The 17,578-nt window shown below is 67.7% G+C and carries 16 protein-coding genes; 11 read left to right on the plus strand and 5 right to left on the minus strand.

Going from position 1 to position 17,578, the window contains the following annotated elements; genetic code table 11:
- Positions 1 to 67 precede the first annotated feature (67 nt).
- The 3 genes from tssM to RT688_RS15550 are packed head-to-tail and all read left to right on the plus strand — an operon-like array spanning position 68 to position 5,585.
- The gene (gene tssM, locus RT688_RS15540; protein ID WP_313705756.1) at positions 68 to 3,841 is read left to right on the plus strand and encodes a type VI secretion system membrane subunit TssM; all 3,774 of its coding nucleotides are present in this window, start codon (positions 68 to 70) and stop codon (positions 3,839 to 3,841) included.
- The gene (gene tagF, locus RT688_RS15545; RefSeq protein ID WP_313705757.1) at positions 3,838 to 4,806 is read left to right on the plus strand and encodes a type VI secretion system-associated protein TagF; all 969 of its coding nucleotides are present in this window, start codon (positions 3,838 to 3,840) and stop codon (positions 4,804 to 4,806) included. The genes tssM and tagF overlap by 4 nt, the downstream gene beginning before the upstream one ends.
- On the plus strand, positions 4,803 to 5,585 hold the full coding sequence (locus tag RT688_RS15550; protein WP_313705758.1) for an OmpA family protein: 783 nt from the start codon (positions 4,803 to 4,805) through the stop codon (positions 5,583 to 5,585). The genes tagF and RT688_RS15550 overlap by 4 nt, the downstream gene beginning before the upstream one ends.
- Before the next feature lie 64 nt (positions 5,586 to 5,649).
- On the opposite strand, the gene icmH is transcribed toward RT688_RS15550, so the two are convergent.
- The 3 genes from icmH to tssJ are packed head-to-tail and all read right to left on the minus strand — an operon-like array spanning position 5,650 to position 8,375.
- A complete protein-coding gene (gene icmH, locus RT688_RS15555) occupies positions 5,650 to 6,414 on the minus strand; it encodes a type IVB secretion system protein IcmH/DotU (protein ID WP_313705759.1) in 765 nt (254 codons plus the stop codon).
- Positions 6,411 to 7,757: a type VI secretion system baseplate subunit TssK gene (gene tssK / locus RT688_RS15560; RefSeq protein ID WP_313705760.1), complete on the minus strand. Its 1,347-nt coding sequence runs from the start codon at positions 7,755 to 7,757 to the stop codon at positions 6,411 to 6,413. Before tssK ends, icmH begins: the two co-directional genes overlap by 4 nt.
- 60 nt (positions 7,758 to 7,817) lie before the next feature.
- The gene (tssJ, locus tag RT688_RS15565; RefSeq protein WP_313705761.1) at positions 7,818 to 8,375 is read right to left on the minus strand and encodes a type VI secretion system lipoprotein TssJ; all 558 of its coding nucleotides are present in this window, start codon (positions 8,373 to 8,375) and stop codon (positions 7,818 to 7,820) included.
- A gap of 200 nt (positions 8,376 to 8,575) precedes the next feature.
- On the opposite strand from tssJ, the gene RT688_RS15570 reads away from it, so the two are divergent.
- The 7 genes from RT688_RS15570 to tssA all read left to right on the plus strand — a co-directional run bounded on the left by RT688_RS15570 (position 8,576) and on the right by tssA (position 16,007).
- Positions 8,576 to 9,154 carry a tetratricopeptide repeat protein gene (locus RT688_RS15570; protein WP_313705762.1) on the plus strand — a complete coding sequence of 193 codons (579 nt, stop codon included), beginning with the start codon at positions 8,576 to 8,578 and terminating at the stop codon, positions 9,152 to 9,154.
- Positions 9,155 to 9,206: 52 nt separating this feature from the next.
- A complete protein-coding gene (gene tssB / locus RT688_RS15575; RefSeq protein WP_313705763.1) occupies positions 9,207 to 9,707 on the plus strand; it encodes a type VI secretion system contractile sheath small subunit in 501 nt (166 codons plus the stop codon).
- Positions 9,708 to 11,198: a type VI secretion system contractile sheath large subunit gene (tssC, locus tag RT688_RS15580; RefSeq protein ID WP_313705764.1), complete on the plus strand. Its 1,491-nt coding sequence runs from the start codon at positions 9,708 to 9,710 to the stop codon at positions 11,196 to 11,198.
- Between the two features lie 34 nt (positions 11,199 to 11,232).
- Positions 11,233 to 11,724, plus strand: coding sequence for an Hcp family type VI secretion system effector (locus tag RT688_RS15585; RefSeq protein ID WP_312548290.1), 492 nt, complete (start codon positions 11,233 to 11,235; stop codon positions 11,722 to 11,724).
- 102 nt (positions 11,725 to 11,826) lie between these two features.
- A complete protein-coding gene (tssE, locus tag RT688_RS15590) occupies positions 11,827 to 12,318 on the plus strand; it encodes a type VI secretion system baseplate subunit TssE (RefSeq protein ID WP_313705765.1) in 492 nt (163 codons plus the stop codon).
- A gap of 32 nt (positions 12,319 to 12,350) precedes the next feature.
- Positions 12,351 to 14,990 (plus strand): type VI secretion system ATPase TssH, encoded by a 2,640-nt coding sequence (gene tssH / locus RT688_RS15595; protein ID WP_313705766.1) that lies wholly within the window; start codon positions 12,351 to 12,353, stop codon positions 14,988 to 14,990.
- A 9-nt stretch (positions 14,991 to 14,999) separates the two neighbouring features.
- Positions 15,000 to 16,007 carry a type VI secretion system protein TssA gene (gene tssA / locus RT688_RS15600; protein WP_313705767.1) on the plus strand — a complete coding sequence of 336 codons (1,008 nt, stop codon included), beginning with the start codon at positions 15,000 to 15,002 and terminating at the stop codon, positions 16,005 to 16,007.
- A gap of 71 nt (positions 16,008 to 16,078) precedes the next feature.
- Here tssA and phaP read toward each other — a convergent pair whose 3' ends face one another.
- A complete protein-coding gene (gene phaP / locus RT688_RS15605; RefSeq protein ID WP_313705768.1) occupies positions 16,079 to 16,651 on the minus strand; it encodes a TIGR01841 family phasin in 573 nt (190 codons plus the stop codon).
- A gap of 57 nt (positions 16,652 to 16,708) precedes the next feature.
- Complete coding sequence (locus RT688_RS15610; RefSeq protein WP_313705769.1) at positions 16,709 to 16,927, minus strand: hypothetical protein; 219 nt, start codon at positions 16,925 to 16,927, stop codon at positions 16,709 to 16,711.
- 146 nt (positions 16,928 to 17,073) lie between these two features.
- On the opposite strand from RT688_RS15610, the gene cueR reads away from it, so the two are divergent.
- Positions 17,074 to 17,463, plus strand: coding sequence for a Cu(I)-responsive transcriptional regulator (cueR, locus tag RT688_RS15615; RefSeq protein WP_313705785.1), 390 nt, complete (start codon positions 17,074 to 17,076; stop codon positions 17,461 to 17,463).
- Positions 17,464 to 17,578: the final 115 nt, after the last annotated feature.

Genomic DNA, 17,578 nt, shown 5'->3' on the forward strand with positions numbered 1-17,578 from the left:
TTTGCCTGCGGGAATGGTGCGAGCATTGCCTGTCTGACCAATTTCCCAACTCAAACACGCTCCCGCCATGGCCCGTCTCTGGAAGTTCCTCACCGACAGCCGCGTGCTCGTCGCGATCGGCATTAGCGCACTGCTCGGTTTCCTCCTGCTTGGCGCCGAGACCTTCGAAATCGGCCTGATCTGGTCGCTGATCGCGGCGCTGGCGCTGCTGGCCCTGTGGGGCATATATTGGGGCGCGCGGCGCCTGTGGCGAAAACGGCTTGCGCGGCGCCTGACGGCCAGCCTGGCGGCCGGCGGCGACAAGGACGCGCAAGGCGACGGTCCCGGCAGCGAAGTCGCGGTGCTGCGCAAGAACATGCTGGAGGCGATCACTACCATCAAGACCTCGAAACTCGGCCTGACCCGCGGCGCCGAGGCCTTGTACGAGCTGCCCTGGTACATGATCATCGGTAACCCGGCGGCCGGCAAGAGCAGCGCCATCGCCCACTCCGGCCTGACCTTTCCGATCCCGGGCAGCAAGGCGGTCCAGGGCGTGGGCGGCACCCGCAACTGCGACTGGTTCTTCACCACCGACGGCATCCTGCTCGATACCGCCGGCCGCTATTCGGTGCAGGACGGCGACCGCGCCGAGTGGTTCAGCTTCCTCGACCTGTTGAAGAAGCACCGGCGGCGCGCGCCGATCAACGGCATCATCATCGCGGTCAGCGTGGCCGAGCTGACCGCGGGGCCGGCCAGCAGCACGATGGAGCTGGCCAAGAGCTTGCGCACCCGGGTGCAGGAACTGACCGAGCGCCTCGGCGTGTATGCGCCGGTCTACGTGGTCTTCACCAAAGCCGACCTGGTCGCTGGTTTTTCCGATTTCTTCCACGACAGCGAGCGCGCCGAGCGCGACCGCATCTGGGGCGCGACGCTGCGCTACAACCGGCGCAGCACGCCGCAGGACGTACTGGCCTTTTTCGACCAGCACTTCGACGAGCTGCACGACGGCCTGAAGGAGATGAGCCTGGCCAACATGGCGGGCAACCGCAGCGCCCGGATGCGTCCCGGCGTGTTCACCTTCCCGCTCGAATTCGCCGCGATCCGGACGCCGCTGCGCGCTTTCCTGTCGACCCTGTTCGAGGAAAACACCTATCAATTCAAGCCGGTGTTCCGCGGTTTCTACTTCACCAGCGCGCTGCAGGAAGGTGCGGTGCAGGACCTGGCATCGAAGCGCGTGGCGAGCCGCTTCGACCTCGAGCTGCGCGACACGAGCGGGCAAGGCGGCGCCGGCGAGACCGAGGAAGCGGGCGAGGGCGGCTACTTCCTGCTCGACCTGTTCAGGAAAGTCATCTTCGCCGACCGCGAACTGGTCAAGCGCTACACGAATCCGGCCAGCGCGCGCCTGAAGTACGCCGCCTTCTTCGCCGCGACGATCGCGCTCGGCGCCGCGCTCGGCGGCTGGAGCTGGTCCTACATGGGCAACCAGCAGCTGGTCGCCAACGTCCAGGCCGACCTCGACAAGGTGATGCGCATGCAGGACAAGCGCATCGACCTGCAGTCGCGCCTGGAGGCGCTCGACATCCTGCAGGACCGCATCGCGCAGCTCGACAAGTACAAGGAAGACCAGCCGCTGGCGCTGTCCTTCGGCCTGTACCAGGGCGAGAAGCTGGAGCGCAAGCTGCGCGACGAGTACTTCGCCGGCGTGCGCGCGGTGATGGTCGAGCCGGTCGCCGCCGCGCTGGAGACCATGCTGGCCGAGGTGAACGCGAACGCCGCCGCGCTCGTTTCGAATGCGGAAGCGGCGCCGGCCGCCTCCACGGCGCGCCCGGGCCAGCCCTACCAGGACGTCTCGCCGACCAATGTCGCCGATGCCTATAACGCGCTGAAGACCTACCTGATGCTGGGCGATAAAAGCCACGCCGAGCCGGGCCACCTGAACGACCAATTGACGCGCTACTGGCGCACCTGGCTGGAAGCGAACCGGGGCGCGATGCCGCGCGAGCAGATGATCCGCAGCGCCGAGCGCCTGCTCAGCTTCCACCTGGCGCAGATCAACGACCAGGCCTGGCCGCAGGTGACGCTGAAGCTCGGCCTGCTCGACGGCGTGCGCGAAAACCTGCGGCGCGTGGTGCGCGGCACGCCGGCGCGCGAACGCGTCTACGCCGACATCAAGACCCGCGCCGCCACCCGCTTCCCGGCGGTGACGGTGGCGCGCATCGTCGGCGAACAGGGGGAGGGACAAGAGCGGGGTCTGCTCGCGGGCAGCCATGCGGTGAGCGGCGCCTTTACCCGCGAGGCCTGGGACAAGTATGTGCAGGGCGCGATCCGCGAAGCCTCGAACCGCGAGCTGCAGAGCACCGACTGGGTGCTGAAGACCGCCGCCAAGGACGACCTGACGCTGGAGGGCAGCCCCGAGCAGATCCAGAAGACGCTGGTCGACATGTACAAGGCCGAGTACGCGAAAGAATGGGGCAAGTTCGTGCAGGGCGTGACGGTGACCGACCTGAAGGGTTTCGAGGCCAGCGTGCAGGCCATGAACCGCCTGGGCGACCCGCAGAATTCGCCGCTGGCGCGCCTGCTCAGGACCATCTACGACGAGACCTCCTGGGACAACCCGGGCGCCGCACGGGCCAGCCTGGGCAAGAGCGAACGCGGTCTGCTGGACTGGTTCAAGGAAGCGGTGCTGCGCCGCGCGCCGTCGGATGCGCGCAGCCTGGCCGATGCGGTCGGGCCGCTGGCGGCGGGCGCGAATGGCGCGATGGGCCCGATCGGGCGCGAGTTCGCGGGCGTGGCGCGGCTGGTCGGCGCAAAGGAGAAGGAGGCATCGCTGATGAGCGGCTACCTCGACGCGCTGTCGCGCCTGCGCACCCGCCTGAACCAGTTGAAGAACCAGGGCGACCCCGGTCCCGGCGCCAAGCAGTTCATGCAACAGACGCTGGAGGGCAGCGGCTCGGAACTGGCCGATGCGCTCAAGTACGTCGACGAGCAGATGCTGACCGGGATGACCGAACCGCAAAAGGCGGCCCTGCGCCCGCTGCTGGTGCGCCCGCTGATACAGACCTTTGCGATGATCGTGCAGCCGTCCGAGTCGGAGATCAACAAGACCTGGCAGGCCCAGGTGGTCGAGCCCTTCCAGAAGACCCTGGCCGACAAGTACCCGTTCGCGCCCGGCAGCCGGGTCGAAGCCACCGGCGCCGAGATCGGCCAGGTGTTCGGGCCGGAAGGGGCGGTTGCCAAGTTCGTCAACACGGCGATGGGGCCGCTGGTGGTGCGCCGCGGCGACGCGCTCTCGCCGCGCACCTGGGCCGACATCGGCATCACCCTGGCGCCGCAGGCGGTACAGGCCTTCCCCGGCTGGATCGCGCCGCTGTCGAGCAATGGCGTCGCAACCGCGACCTCGTCGGGGCCGCAGACAGTGTTCCAGTTGCTGGCCACGCCGGCGCCGGGTACGCTGGAGTACACCATCGAGATCGACGGCCAGCAGCTGCGTTACCGGAACACGCCGCCGGTCTGGACCAACATGGTCCATCCGGGGCCGCAGGGTACTTCGGGTGCAAGGATCAGCGCCGTGACCTTCGACGGGCGGACGGTGGAGCTGTTCAACGAGTCGGGGCAGTTCGGGCTGAAACGCATGATCGAAGCGGCGGCCAAGAAAAAGAAGGACGGCGGCGTCCACGAGCTGCGCTGGAGCGCGGGCAGCGTGTCCGTCGCGGTCGACCTGAAGATCACCAGCAGCGCCGAGTCCGGCGCCGGCAGCGGGGCGGCGAGCAGCCAGGGCTTCCGCGGCATGCGCCTGCCGCCGACCATCGTCGGCCAGCCGGCCGGGACGCCGGCGATGGCCGCCGCCGGAGGTGCCCAATGATGCGCCTGCCGCAAGTGGACCGGATCGGCTACTTCGGCAAGATCCCGTCGCGCAGCGACTTCGTGAAGGTCGCGTACGACGCGCCGGCGATGGGGATGCTCGACGACTGGCTGGCGGCCGTGATGCAGCGCCTGCCGTCGAGCGCGCGCTGGAAGATCGACTACGACGCGATGGCGCCGGTGAGCTTCGTCTTTGCCGGGCCGGCGCGCAAGCTCGCGGTGGCCGGCCACCTGGTCGCCAGCCAAGACGCCCCGGGCCGCCGCTTTCCCTTCCTGATGATGCGCACCCTCGACGTGGCTGATCCGCCGGCCTTCGTCTCGCGCTGCCCGCTGGCCTTCGCGCCGCTCTGGGCCTTCCTGGGCACGATGGCGCCGCGCGTGGTGGCGAACGCGGACCCCGCGCCGCACCTGCAGGAAATCAGCGAAGCGGCCGTGACGCTGGGCGAAACCGACGACGCGCTGGCCGGCTTCCTCGCCACGGGCACCATCAGTTCGCTCTCGCGCCTGCTCGGCGACCTCGAGGCCAGCCGCATCGTGCTCGCGCTCGGGCTGCTGCTGCAGCCGGTCATGCACAGCAAGCCGACCCAGCTCGACAAGAGCCTGGTGCTGCCGCTGCCCGAGGACGAGGCCTTGCGCGCGCCGGTCGCGGCGTTCTGGCTGGAGCTGGTGGCGCCCTTCGTGCGCCGCACGGGCTTCGACCTGGCGCTGTTCCTGACCCGCCAGGAGGGGCGTGCGGTGCTGGTGATCGGATTCTGCGGCGCCGCCGCCCAGACCCTGCGCGGCATCATCGACCCGCTGGTGGGCGCCGAGCAGCAGGTGCGCTTCGACGACACGGGCTGGATCGACGAGCAGCTCGGCCTGGACGTCGACGTGCGCGCCCTGGCCAGCTACCTCGACCAGCCGCAGCTGCCCCTGAAGCTCGCGCGCGAGCTGTTCATCAAGACTTTCATCGGAGGCGCAGCGTGAACAAACCCCTTTCCGCAATTGCGGCCCTGCTGCTCGCCGGCGTCGCCCACGCCCAGGCGCCCGCCTCGGTTCCCGCCGCGGCGCCCGGTGCGCCCATCGTGGTCGCCGGCACGGTCGCCGACGAAGCCAGCAAGGCGGCCCTGCTGGCACGCCTGCGCGCGGTCTACGGTGTCGATCGCGTGGTCGACCAGCTTGCGATCGGCACGGTCAGCACCCCGGCCAACTGGAACGACTGCGTGGGACGCCTGATCGGCCCCAACCTGAAACTGATCAGCCGCGGCCAGCTGAAAATCGACGGCAACAACGTCAGCCTGCGCGGCGACGTCGCCAGCGAAGCGCAGCGCCAGCAGATCGCCGGCGACATTGCCGCCAGCCTGAACCCGACCTACACCGTCAACAACGGCCTGCGCGTGGCGGCTTCGGAGCAGGGCGTGCTCGACGCGGCGCTGGCCAACCGCATCATCGAGTTCGAGTCGGGCAAGGCGGCGCTCACGCCCTCGGGCATGGCGATCCTCGACCAGATGAGCGAAGCGCTGAAAAAGCTGAACGGCATCAAGGTCGAGGTCATCGGCCACACCGACAACGCCGGCTCGCGCGCCGGCAACCTGTCGCTCAGCCAGGCGCGCGCGGAAGCCGTAAAGACCTACGTGACCGGGCGCGGCGTCCATCCGGATTCGATCGCGGTATCCGGCGAGGGACCGGACCGGCCGGTGGCGGACAATCGTACAATCGAGGGCCGCGCGCGCAATCGCCGCATCGAGTTCAAGGTTGTCCAGTAAGCGGTGTCAAGGCCCAAAAAACATCGCCGCCGGCAGCAATGCCGGCGGCGATGTCGTTTCTGGATCAGGGTAGGGTGATGGTCACGTTCGCCGCACGCGGCGGCAGCTTCACCAGGTCGTTGTAGGCGGCCAGCGTGGTGTCGGTGTCGTGCGAGAGCTTGGCGCGAAAGCCCACGAAGGCGGTCAGGCCGGCCAACGCGAACACGGCCGACAGCACCCACAGCGACAGGTCGCTGCGCAGGGTGTTGGTGATCTGGTCGGGGCGCTCGGCGTGGGGCGCGAAGCCGCGGTTCTTGCCGCGCATGCGGGCGATCTCGTCGCCCAGGCGCGCCACCAGGTAGTTCAGCTTGTCCTGGCCGTCGAGCGCGTAGCGGCCCTGGAAGCCGAGCAGCAGGCACATATGGAAGACCTCGAGCGCCTGCAGGTGCACGCTGCCCTTGGCGCGCAGGTCCTCGAGCCGGTGGAAGAAGTGTTCGCCGGCCAGCTGGTCGCCGAACACGCGCAGCTGCAGCGGGCGCGTCTCCCAGGCTTCGCGCACGTCGTAATCGGAGCGCAGGATGATCTCGTCGACCGCCGAGCAGAAGGCGTACTTGGCGGCGGTGACGTCCTCGGCCGCCACGCCGAGCGCCTTGGCGCTGCGGTCGACGTCGCCCAGGAAGGCGGTCATGTGGTCCGCGAACGCGGTCTTGTCGTGCGGGCCGCAGCCGTTCTTCAGCAGGAACAGGGCGTAGAAACCCTCGTACATCAGGTCGACCAGGTTCTGCGGGGTGCTGCCGGCGGCGCCGCGGCCGGCCTGTGGCGCCGCGCGCCGTTCGACGTGGGCGCTCATGCGGCCACCGCGATCAGGTCGAGCTGCAGGTCGCGGATCCCGTTCGGCACGTAGATCGAGATCGCCTGGGCCTTGAGCATGTTGTCGTACAGCGCCCCCTTATTCTCCAGCATGAAGTAATAGGTGTCGGGCCGCACCGGTAGCGCCGCCGGCACCTGGGGCGCGTGCAGCAGGCGCACGCCCGGCATGGCCGAGAGCACGAACTTGTCGACGTCCTGCGGCGCGCCGAGCTTGAAGCGCAGCGGCACGACGTCGACCAGCTGCAGCGCCGGCATGTCGGCCGCTACCGCGAGATACAAGGTGGTTTGCCCATTGATCTTGCCCGAGTCGAGTGTGCCCAGGTGGTAGGAAGGGCGCTCGTTCGACAGCGGGATCGAGAAGTATTTCGAGGACACGACTGTGTCGAGCAGGTCGCGCAGGATGTCGACCAGGCGCGCGAAGGCCGGGCCGGGGTCGAGATGCGAATACGCCGGCAGGTCTTCCAGCTTGTGGCTGCGCGAATAGGCCATCAGGCCGCCCGCCAGCGCCAGCAGGTCGCCGAACAGGCGCTCGGGATGCAGTTCGGGATGGTTCAGGTAGTGCGACAGCGCCGCGTAGCCGGTGCTGGCGGTATGCAGCAGCCAGAACGAGGACATGTCGCCGCCGCGGATCTCGACCACGTTCCGGCTCGGCTCGCGCATGTGGCCGTAGAGGGTGTTGACCTTGGCCAGCAGCTTTTCCATCAGGCGCGCCACCGCGTTGTGCAGGCCGGGCGCGCCTTCGATCGACACGCTCGGCGGAGTGAAGCCGGGATCGACCTCGAAGCCGCCGGTCGCGACCCGGCGCAGCCGCACCAGCGGGAAGCTGTCGAAGGCTTCCAGGGCGTCCAGGTCCGACACCAGCCGCACCGTCTTCCTCAGGTAGACCACCGGCGCGTCGGCCGCGCGCGTGAACAGGTCCTGGGTCTCGCGCTCGTGCTGGACGTAGCGGGCCTCGCCGTGCTCCTCGTCGGGTTCGGCGCAGTTCTCGCCATGGGGCTTGAGCGCCGGCAGGGCGGCATGGAAGGTGATGGCCTGGGTGCTGGGCGGCAGCTCGCCCAGGCGCACCTGCAGGGGCAGGGGATCGAGCTCGGGGGCGCGGTACAGTTCGCCGTCCGGGAAGACCAGCGACAGCGCGTCGATGCGCAGCGTGTCGGACTTGAGGGCCTCATGGTCGATCGACAGGCGCCGCACGCCCCAGCAATAGGGGTGCAGGGCGCGCGCGGTCTGGTTCAGGCGCGCCTCGTGGTAGCGGTCCTGTTGCTGGAAATGTTGGGGGCGCAGGAACAACCCTTCGCCCCACAGTAATTTCGATGGCATGGTCACAGCGTACCTCGCGAAAATTGTTCTCGGAAAATGTTGAGCTTGATCGAAAGCCGTGCCGACTCATTGACAGCGCGCAGAGCCGAACATCTTGACTTCCGGCGTTGTCGGTTTCGCGCCCAGCCCGGCCGACAGCGCGCAGGCATGCAGGCCGACCGTCAGCCCGGCCTTTTCGGCCTCGGCCGCCGCAAACGTCAGGCGCCAGCGCTGCGGCGCAGGCGAGTGAAACAGCGCGACGATGCCGACGTAGCCGGCCTCGCGCGCAACCTTCTCGAGCGATTCGTAGCGCTGGCCAGGCACCAACGTCACGTCCTTGACCTCCACCACGTCGGCGCCGAAGGCTTCCTTTTCGGCTGCCGGGTTGAGGAAGGCGGAATAGGGCGCCGCTTCGAAGGCGGCGTTCTGGCGCAGCTTGTAGACGCGCGCCACCAGGGCCAGCGGCCGGCCCTGGGCGTCGGCGTTGAGCCTGGGGGCGGCATGCAGGCGGACCGGCACCGCGCGCGGCGGCTTTTGCGATTCCGGCAGCTCGGGGACCTTGCCGGCGATGGCCTGCAGGCCGCTCCCGCATCCGGCCAGCGCCGCGGCCACGAAAAGAAAGCTCAGGCGGGTGAGGGCTCTCATCGGACTCTTGCCTTTCGTAAATTACGCCAACGCTCATTTAACAGCACTCCCGTGTTCGCCGGCTGAGCCTGCGCAAGCTCCGCACGCGTCATGCGCCAGATCGCCAATCCGGGCAGATGCGCGCAGTTGTTGACTGTGCGCAATTCTTCTCGGAACGCTTCCCGAATAATGTCGTCTGGTTTAACGCACTGGAGACCGAGATGATGTTGAAACGTCTGATACCGGCCGTCGCCTGCGCCGCACTGCTCGCGGCCTGCGGCACCACCGGCGGAGGGGCCGGCGCCGCGGCGAAAGCCGCATCCGTGGCCACCGCCATGGCCGAGGCCGACGCGGCCGTTGCCGCCGGCCAGGCCGACAAGGCCTATACCGTGCTCAAGGGCGCGGCCCAGGCCTTCCCGACCGACAAGACCCCGTGGGTGCGCATGGCGCAGATGCGTTTCGACGCCAACGACTACGGGATGGCGATCGTCAATGCGCAGGAAGCGCTCGAACGCGATCCCGACGACACCCTGGCGCACAGCATCGCCGCCGTGAGCGGCCTGCGGGTGACGAGCGAAGCGCTGACGGACCTGAGCCGCATGAAGAAGATCAACGGCGACGTAAGGTCGGAAGCGCAGGACCTGGCCAAGCTGCTGCGCGCCAGCCTGGGCGAAGAGGAGCTGGTGCCGGGCGGCGCGAAGTCCAGGCCTCCGGCCAAGCGACCGCGCGCGCCGGCCGCGCAGACCCCGGCCAAGGCCGCGACCTCCGCCACGAGCGACCCGTTCGGCGGGCTGAGGTAAATCTCCCATGGACCGGCGCGCGCCGGTCCGTCCTTTCCACCCTGGAGTCGACATGGCAAAAAATGAAAGCGTGCAGAAACGCCTGCAGAAAGTGCGTGCGCCGCGCGTGCAGATGACCTACGACGTCGAGATCGGCGACGCCATCGAAAACAAGGAGCTGCCCTTCGTGGTCGGCGTGATCGGCGATTTCGGCGCCGACCCGAACGCCGAGAAGAAGCGCATCAAGGACCGCAAGTTCGTCAATGTCGACGCTTCCAACTTCGACGAGGTGCTGGGCGGGATCGCCCCCGCCACCCAGTTCCGTGTCGAGAACCACCTGACGGAAGAGGGCGGCCAGTTCGGCGTGCAGCTGCAGTTCCGCGAGATGGCCGACTTCCGGCCCGAGGCCGTGGTGCAGCAGGTCGCGCCGCTCAAGGGCTTGCTCGATGCGCGCACCAAGCTGGCCGACCTGCGCAACAAGCTGGCCGGCAACGACAAGCTCGACGACATCCTCAGCGAAGTCCTGGGCAATACCGAAAAACTCGACAGCCTGCGCAAGACGGAGGACAAATAAATGGCGGCGATCCTCGAACAGGCAGCCAAACCGGCGCCGGCAGTGGAGCTGGACACCTCCCTGCTCGACCAGATCGTCGAGCAGAGCCGCGTGGCCACCTCGAGCAGCGAGCACGAACGCGCGCGCGACCTGATCTCGGAACTGGTGACCCAGGTGATGTCGGGCACGATGGTGGTCTCGAACAACCTGTCGGCGATGATCGACGCGCGCCTGGCGGAACTGGACCGCATGATCTCGACCCAGCTCTCGGCCATCATGCATGCCCCCGAGTTCCAGAAGCTCGAGCGCAGCTGGACCGGCCTGCAGTACCTGGTCAAGAATTCCTCGACAAGCGCCGGCCTGCAGATCCGCATGCTCAACGCCAGCAAGCGCGAACTGGTGAAGGACTTCCAGGGCGCGCTCGAGTTCGACCAGAGCTCGCTCTTCAAGAAGATCTACGAAGAGGAATTCGGCACCTTCGGCGGCGCGCCCTACGGCGCCCTGATCGGCGACTTCGAGATGAGCCGCCAGCCCGAGGACATGTACTTCCTCGAGCAGATGTCGCACGTGGCCGCGGCCAGCCACGCCCCCTTCATCACGTCGAGCGCGCCGGAACTGTTCGGCATCGACAGCTTCGGCGACCTCGGCAAGCCGCGCGACCTGGCGAAAGTCTTCGACACCGTCGAGTACGCGAAGTGGAAGGCGTTCCGCGAGTCCGAGGATGCGCGCTACGTCGGCCTGACCCTGCCGCGCTTCCTCGGGCGCCTGCCGTTCAACCCGGTCGACGGCCAGACCACCGAGGGCTTCAACTACGTCGAGGACGTCGACGGCACCGACCACAACAAGTACCTGTGGTGTAACGCCGCCTATGCCTTCGCTTCCAAGCTGACCCGCGCTTTTGAAGACTACGGCTGGTGCGCGGCGATCCGCGGCGTGGAGGGCGGCGGCCTGGTCGAGAACCTGCCGACCCATACCTTCAAGACCGACGAAGGCGAGGTGGCGCTGAAGTGCCCGACCGAGGTCGCGATCACCGACCGTCGCGAGAAGGAGCTGTCGGACCTGGGCTTCATCTCCCTGGTCCACTGCAAGAACACCTCGTACGCCGCCTTCTTCGGCGCCCAGTCCGCGCAGAAGGCGAAGAAGTACAACAACGAGGCGGCGAATGCCAACGCCATGCTGTCCTCGCAGCTGCAGTACATCTTCGCGGTCTCGCGCATCGCCCACTACATGAAGGCCATGATGCGCGACAAGATCGGCAGCTTCGCCGCCGCCTCGAACGTCGAGGATTACCTGAACCGCTGGCTGACCCAGTACGTGCTCCTCGACGACAACGCCAGCCAGGAACAGAAAGCCCAGTTCCCGCTGCGCGAGGCGAGCGTGCAGGTGTCGGAAGTGCCGGGCCGCCCGGGCTGCTACCGCGCGGTGTCCTTCCTGCGCCCGCACTTCCAGCTCGATGAATTGTCCGTTTCGCTCCGACTGGTCGCGGAGTTGCCGCAGTCGACCAAAAGCTGATCCACCATTAACCTGAAAATTGGAGTAAACAAAAATGGCAATTGACGTGTACCTGCAGATCGACGGCATCAAGGGCGAATCGATGGACGACAAGCACAAGGACTGGATCGAGTGCACCTCCGTCACCTGGGGCGTGAAGCAACCGCGCTCGGCCACCGCGTCGACCGGCGGCGGCCACACCGCCGAGCGCTGCGAGCACGAGGAAGTCGTGATCGACAAGCTGGCCGACCTGTCCTCGCCGGTGCTGCTGCAGACCTGCTCGGCCGGCAAGACGATCCCGAAAGCCAAGCTGGAATTCATGCGCGCGGACGGCCAGGGCGAGCGCATCAAGTACTTCGAGATCGAGCTGGAGAACGTCCTCATCGGCGCCATCAAGCCGAAGGTCGAGGAAGGCGCGATCATCCAGGAGAAGGTCGGCCTGAAATTCTCGAAGATCAAGTGGAAGTACACCCAGCAGAAGGTGACCGGCGGCGCCGGCGGCAACACCTCGGGCGGCTGGGACCTGGCCGCCAACAAGATCGTCTAAGCGCAGGACGACGCAAGCCCCATCGTGGAAGAACCGGCGGACCGTGCGCCACTGTCGCACGGTCCGTCTTACGTAGCACGACTCTCCTTCCAGGACCGACCCATGAACGGCTTCACCCCCGGGGTGTTCGACCGCCTGATGGACGAGCGCCGGGAAGCGGGCGCCGCCAACCCGCGCCTGACGATCGAGCAGATCAAGGACCTGGTGGCGCGCGACCTCGAAGCGCTGCTCAACACCCGCGTCGCGCTGGCGCCCGGCGTCTTCGACGAATTCCCGCAGGCGCGCGCTTCGATCCTGAACTACGGCCTGGCCGATTTCGCCGCCTTCTGCCTGACCAGCGCGGAAGACCGCGCCGCGATCTGCGCCAGCATCAAGACCGCCATCGAAACCCACGAACCGCGCCTGAAGGACGTCAGCGCCACCCTGGTGCCGGTGCCCGGCAGCGTCAACCGGCTCGATTTCGTCATCAACGCGCGCCTGGCCCTGTTCGACAGCGGCGACACGGTCAATTTCAGCGCCGTGCTCCAGCCCTCGTCGCTGCACTACGCGGTGGGGCGCGCGGCGCGCCCGCGCGGGCCGGACGGCAAGCGCTAGCGCCATCTACCGACACAAAGGATGCGACACGAATGGACATCAACCTCAAGACCCTGATCGGCAAACTGAACGACGCCTCGCGCACCGCGGCCACGCGCGCCGCCAACATCTGCGTCGGGCTGGGCCAGTACGAAGTCGACATCGAGCACGTGTTCCTGGCCCTGCTGGAGCAGCCGGACTGCGATGTCGTGGTGGCCGCGCGCGCTTGCGACATCAGTCTCTCGGCGCTGGAGGACGACCTGCGGCGCGAAGTCGCGCGCTTCGCCACCGGCAGCGCGCGCACCCCGGTGTTCTCGAAGCACCTGCCGCTGCTGTTCGAGCATGCCTGGCTGATCGCCTCGCTCGGCAACGGCCAGCCGAACATGATCCGCAGCGGCCACCTGCTGCTGGCGCTGCTCACCGAACCAAGCCTGGCCCAGCTGGCCCAGCGCGGATCAAGCCTGTTCGCCGAATTCCCGCTCGAGCGCCTGAAGCACGACTTCGACAGGCTCACGCGTGCTTCGAAGGAAGCCGTCGCCGTACCCGTCGCCGTCCCGGCGCAGGGTAACGGCGACCCTGTTACCGAACTGGAAGCCATGGCGGACGGCAGGACGCCGGCGCTGGACCAGTTCACCACCTGCCTGACCGAGCGGGCGCGCCAGGGCAAGGTCGATCCGGTGATCGGGCGCGATCCCGAGATCCGCCAGGCCATCGACATCCTGATGCGGCGCCGCCAGAACAACCCGATCCTGACCGGCGAGGCCGGCGTCGGCAAGACCGCCGTGGTCGAAGGGCTGGCGCTGCGCATCGCGCAAGGCGACGTGCCCGAGGTGCTGCGCGGGGTCGAGATCCATACCCTCGACATGGGCCTGCTGCAGGCCGGCGCCAGCGTCAAGGGCGAATTCGAGAACCGGCTGAAGAACGTGATCGACGAAGTCAAGAAGAGCCCGCACGCGATCATCCTCTTCATCGACGAAGCCCACACGATGATCGGCGCCGGCGGCACGGCCGGCCAGAACGACGCCGCCAACCTGCTGAAACCCGCGCTGGCGCGCGGCGAGCTGCGCACCATCGCCGCCACCACCTGGGGCGAGTACAAGAAGTACTTCGAGAAGGACGCGGCCCTGGCGCGGCGCTTCCAGGTGATCAAGGTCGAGGAGCCCGACGAGGAGACCGCCTGCGCCATGCTGCGCGCGATGGCGCCGCTGATGGAGAAGCACTTCGGGGTGCGGGTCTACGACGAGGCCATCACCGAGGCCGTGCGCCTGTCGCACCGTTACATCAGCGGCCGGCAGCTGCCGGACAAGGCGATCAGCGTGCTCGATACCGCCTGCGCCAAGGTGGCCCTGGGGCAGAGCGCCACGCCGGCGCTGCTGGAAACCTGCAGCCGCGCCATCGAACAGCTCGACGCCCGGGCCGCGGCGCTGGCGCGCGAACAGAGCGCCGGCATGGACCATGGGGCGACGCTGGCCCAGCTGCGCGACGAGCGCGCCGTGCAGGTGGCCGAGCAGGACCGCCTGCAGGCGCGCTGGCAGCGCGAACATGCATTGACCGGCGAGATCGCGGCGCTGCGCGCGGAGCTGGAGGCGGGACGGGGCGACAGCGCGCCGATGCGCGCGCTGCTGGAAGAACTGCGCACGCTGCAGGGCGAGGCGCCGTTGGTGCCGGTGCAGGTCGATGGTCACACGGTGGCCGGCATCGTCGCCAGCTGGACCGGCATTCCGCTGGGGCGCATGGTGAAGGACGAGATCAAGACTGTGCTGCAGCTGCAGTCGCTGCTGGACGAGCGCATCCTCGGACAAATGCATGCGACGGCCGCGGTCGCGCAGCGCGTGCGCACCGCGCGCGCGAATCTCGACGATCCGAACAAGCCGAAGGGCGTGTTCCTGTTCGTCGGCACCTCGGGCGTGGGAAAGACCGAGACCGCGCTGGCCCTGGCCGACCTGCTCTACGGCGGCGAGCGCAAGCTGGTGACCATCAACATGAGCGAATACCAGGAAGCGCACAGCGTGTCGGGGCTGAAGGGCTCGCCCCCGGGCTACGTCGGCTACGGCGAAGGCGGCGTGCTGACCGAGGCGGTGCGGCGCAATCCCTACAGCGTGGTGCTGCTCGACGAAGTCGAGAAGGCGCACCCGGACGTGCTGGAACTGTTCTTCCAGGTGTTCGACAAGGGCGTGCTGGACGACGCCGAAGGGCGCCAGATCGACTTCCGCAACACGATCATCATCCTCACCTCGAACACGGCCTCTAGCACCATGATGCAGGCTTGCCTGAACAAGCCGGCGGCCGAGCTGCCGAAGCCGGACCAGCTGGCCGAACTGATCCGCCCGCAGCTGATGAAGCAGTTCAAGCCGGCCTTCCTCGGGCGTCTGGCCGTGGTGCCGTTCTACCCGATCAACGACGAGGTGCTGGCCAACATCATCCGGCTGAAACTGAACCGGATTGCCAAACGCGTGCGCGACAACCACCACGCCAGCTTCGACTACGACGACGCGCTGGTGAACGCGGTGCTGGCGCGCTGCACCGAAGTCGACTCCGGCGCGCGCAACGTCGACACCATCCTGAACGGCACGCTGCTGCCCGAGATCGCCGACACGGTGCTGGCGCGCATGGCCGAGGGCGGCGCGATCGCGCGCATCAAGGTCGGCGCGACCAGGGCCGGCCGCTTCAAGTACACAATCGAGCCGGCTTGAGGAGGCGCCATGAGCACCCTTGAACAACTCTTGACCCCGGTCAGCGCGGCGGCGCCCTGCGGCGAGGACCTGGCGTTCTCGCCCGAGCTGGACGCCATCGCCCAGGCGCGGAAGGCCGACGACCCGTCGCTGGAGCAGGGCGCCTGGGTCACGACCCTGAAGGAAGCGGACTGGAAGTTCGTCGCCAAGCGCTGCGCGGCCCTGATCGAGACGCGCAGCAAGGACCTGCAGCTGGCGGTCTGGCTGGCCGAGGCGAATGCGAAGACGGCAGGCCTGCGCGGCCTGGGCGAGGCGCTGGAACTGATCGGCGCGCTGTGCGAACGCTACTGGGACGGGCTGTATCCTTTGCCGGACGAAGACGGCTTCGAGCGGCGCATCGGCAACCTGGGCTGGATCGCGGCGCGGGTGCCGCAACTGGCGGCCGAGTGCCCGGTAACCGAAGGCGCGGCCTTCTCGATGCGCGACATCGAAGCGGCGCGCAGCCATGGCGCGGACGCCATCGCCGACGTCGAGGCCGCGCGCAGCCGCACCTCGAAGGCCTTCCAAGCGGCCTTGCTGGCCGACGGCGAATACTGCCTGGGCGCCCTCGACGCGCTGGAAAAGGCGGTCGACGCGCGCCTCGGCGCGGATGGGCCGAGCTTCGGCAGCGCCCGCTCCGCGCTGCAGGACCTGGTGCACTTCGTGACGCCGGCGGGATGCGCCGCTGCCGTTGCGCCGGTGGCCGAGCAGCACGCGGGTACGACGACAGCGGCAGCGCCGCACGCGAACACGATGCTGCCGGCGCTGCCCGCCGGCCCGCTGCAGACGCGGACCCAGGCCCTGGCCCAGCTGCGCGCGGTGGCCGAGTTCTTCCGCCGCACCGAGCCGCACAGCCCGGTTGCTTACCTGGCCGACAAGGCGGCCAACTGGGGCGAGCAGCCGCTGCACGTCTGGCTCGGGACGGTGGTCAAGGATGCGGCCGCACTGGCCCACGTGGACGAACTGCTGGGGATCGAGCGGGAAGGTGGGAAGGGTTGAAATATTCTTTCACCGAAGAGGCTTCGGTGAAAGAATATTACAGGGCGGTCGCCAAGCCGCCCTGTTGCCGTTTACTCGGGCTGCTTTCCGGCTGTCGGAGCGGCCTTGTCCATGCCCGGATTGACGAGCGAGGACGCCTTTGCGATCTGGGCCTCGACGGTCTGCACCGCCTGGCGCGTCGCCTGGGTCACCTGCTCGTAACCCTTGAAGGCGTTGTCGATGGCGGCCTTGATGATCTCGACCGCGTTCTCCGATCCCGGCTTGACGTTCTGGGTGACGTCGTAGATCAGGGCCGACAGCGTGCTTTTCGCTTCGGCGACGTGCACGTCGGCGGCGCGCCGGAATTCGCTCTGCATGTCGTCGATGATGGTCTTCAGCTGGGCGCGGTACTCGGCGCTGTCGGACGCGTCCGGGGTCATGCGCGCCGACAGGGCGTCGAAGGCGGCGCGGGCATCGCGCGCCTGGGTGAGGTCGCGGCTGGCGGCGAGCGTCTGGTCCATCGTGTTGCGGGCGGTCGCCATGTTCAGGGCGACGACTTGTTCCAGGCCCTTGACCGTCTTGCTGGTGAGCGCCTCGAACGTCTGCATTTGCAGGTCAAACAGGGTTTTGGTGGCGTTTGCGAACTGCTCCGGACTCGTGAACATCAATGTCTCCTCGGTGTTGTGGAAAACGACGGACGACCTGCTGAACTACCCGGCCTATTATTTAGCAAGGTTGGGCTTTTCGCAACGCGCGTCCCGATAGGGGCCGGCGGCGCGCTCCCAGCCGGGGCCGAGCGGCGTCTGCGAACAGGCCAGCTGGCCGTCTGCCTTGCTGCGCCACTGGTACCAGGGCGCGGGTTTCGCGATGGCCCCAACGGCGAGGGTAGCCAGCAATGCGCCGCAGACGCGGTTGGAAATGCGGGAGGTGGAAATCTTCATGGCAGCCCGAGCATAACCGCTCCAGGTTTTCCGTCAAGCGTTTCCGGCTTGCGCTTCCCACGATGGGAAGGTGTATCCTTCATTCCGGATCAATGAAGGAACAGCGAAAGGACAGCATGGACAGCCCCGTGATTGAAACGACCGCGATGAACATCGGCGAAGCCGCCAGCGCTTCGGGCGTGTCGGCCAAGATGATCCGCCATTACGAATCGATCGGCCTGATTGGCGCGGCGCGGCGCACCGATGCCGGCTACCGCGTCTATGCGCACCAGGACGTGCAGGTGCTGCAGTTCATCCACCGCGCCCGTATGCTCGGGTTTTCGCTGGACCAGATTCGCGAACTGCTGGCGCTGTGGCAGGACAAGGGGCGGGCCAGCGCCGACGTGCGCGCGCTCGCGCGCGCGCATATCGCAGAGCTGAACCGCAAGATCGCGGAAATGGAAGCGATGCGGCGCACCCTGGAACGGCTGGCCGCGTCCTGCCATGGCGACAGCCGTTCGGATTGCCCGATCCTGGACGACCTGGCTGCACAGTGAAGGGGGGCGGCAAAACGCAAAACGCCGCAAACCTTTTTCAAGGATTGCGGCGTTTTGCGCCGGCTGTCGCCAGAAAACTGTTGGTGCCCACGGAGGGACTCGAACCCCCACACCT

It is taken from the genome of Massilia sp., from assembly GCF_032106685.1.
GTDB lineage: Bacteria > Pseudomonadota > Gammaproteobacteria > Burkholderiales > Burkholderiaceae_D > Telluria.

Bases quoted from the DNA above. Each gene is read 5' to 3' on its own strand.
- RT688_RS15570 (WP_313705762.1), top strand. From the start codon at position 8,576: ATGATGTTGAAACGTCTGATACCGGCCGTCGCCTGCGCCGCACTGCTC.
- tssH (WP_313705766.1), top strand. From the start codon at position 12,351: ATGGACATCAACCTCAAGACCCTGATCGGCAAACTGAACGACGCCTCG.
- tssA (WP_313705767.1), top strand. From the start codon at position 15,000: ATGAGCACCCTTGAACAACTCTTGACCCCGGTCAGCGCGGCGGCGCCC.
- tagF (WP_313705757.1), top strand. From the start codon at position 3,838: ATGATGCGCCTGCCGCAAGTGGACCGGATCGGCTACTTCGGCAAGATC.
- tssJ (WP_313705761.1), bottom strand. From the start codon at position 8,375: ATGAGAGCCCTCACCCGCCTGAGCTTTCTTTTCGTGGCCGCGGCGCTG.
- RT688_RS15585 (WP_312548290.1), top strand. From the start codon at position 11,233: ATGGCAATTGACGTGTACCTGCAGATCGACGGCATCAAGGGCGAATCG.
- tssM (WP_313705756.1), top strand. From the start codon at position 68: ATGGCCCGTCTCTGGAAGTTCCTCACCGACAGCCGCGTGCTCGTCGCG.
- RT688_RS15610 (WP_313705769.1), bottom strand. From the start codon at position 16,927: ATGAAGATTTCCACCTCCCGCATTTCCAACCGCGTCTGCGGCGCATTG.
- phaP (WP_313705768.1), bottom strand. From the start codon at position 16,651: ATGTTCACGAGTCCGGAGCAGTTCGCAAACGCCACCAAAACCCTGTTT.
- cueR (WP_313705785.1), top strand. From the start codon at position 17,074: ATGAACATCGGCGAAGCCGCCAGCGCTTCGGGCGTGTCGGCCAAGATG.
- tssB (WP_313705763.1), top strand. From the start codon at position 9,207: ATGGCAAAAAATGAAAGCGTGCAGAAACGCCTGCAGAAAGTGCGTGCG.
- icmH (WP_313705759.1), bottom strand. From the start codon at position 6,414: ATGAGCGCCCACGTCGAACGGCGCGCGGCGCCACAGGCCGGCCGCGGC.
- tssE (WP_313705765.1), top strand. From the start codon at position 11,827: ATGAACGGCTTCACCCCCGGGGTGTTCGACCGCCTGATGGACGAGCGC.
- tssC (WP_313705764.1), top strand. From the start codon at position 9,708: ATGGCGGCGATCCTCGAACAGGCAGCCAAACCGGCGCCGGCAGTGGAG.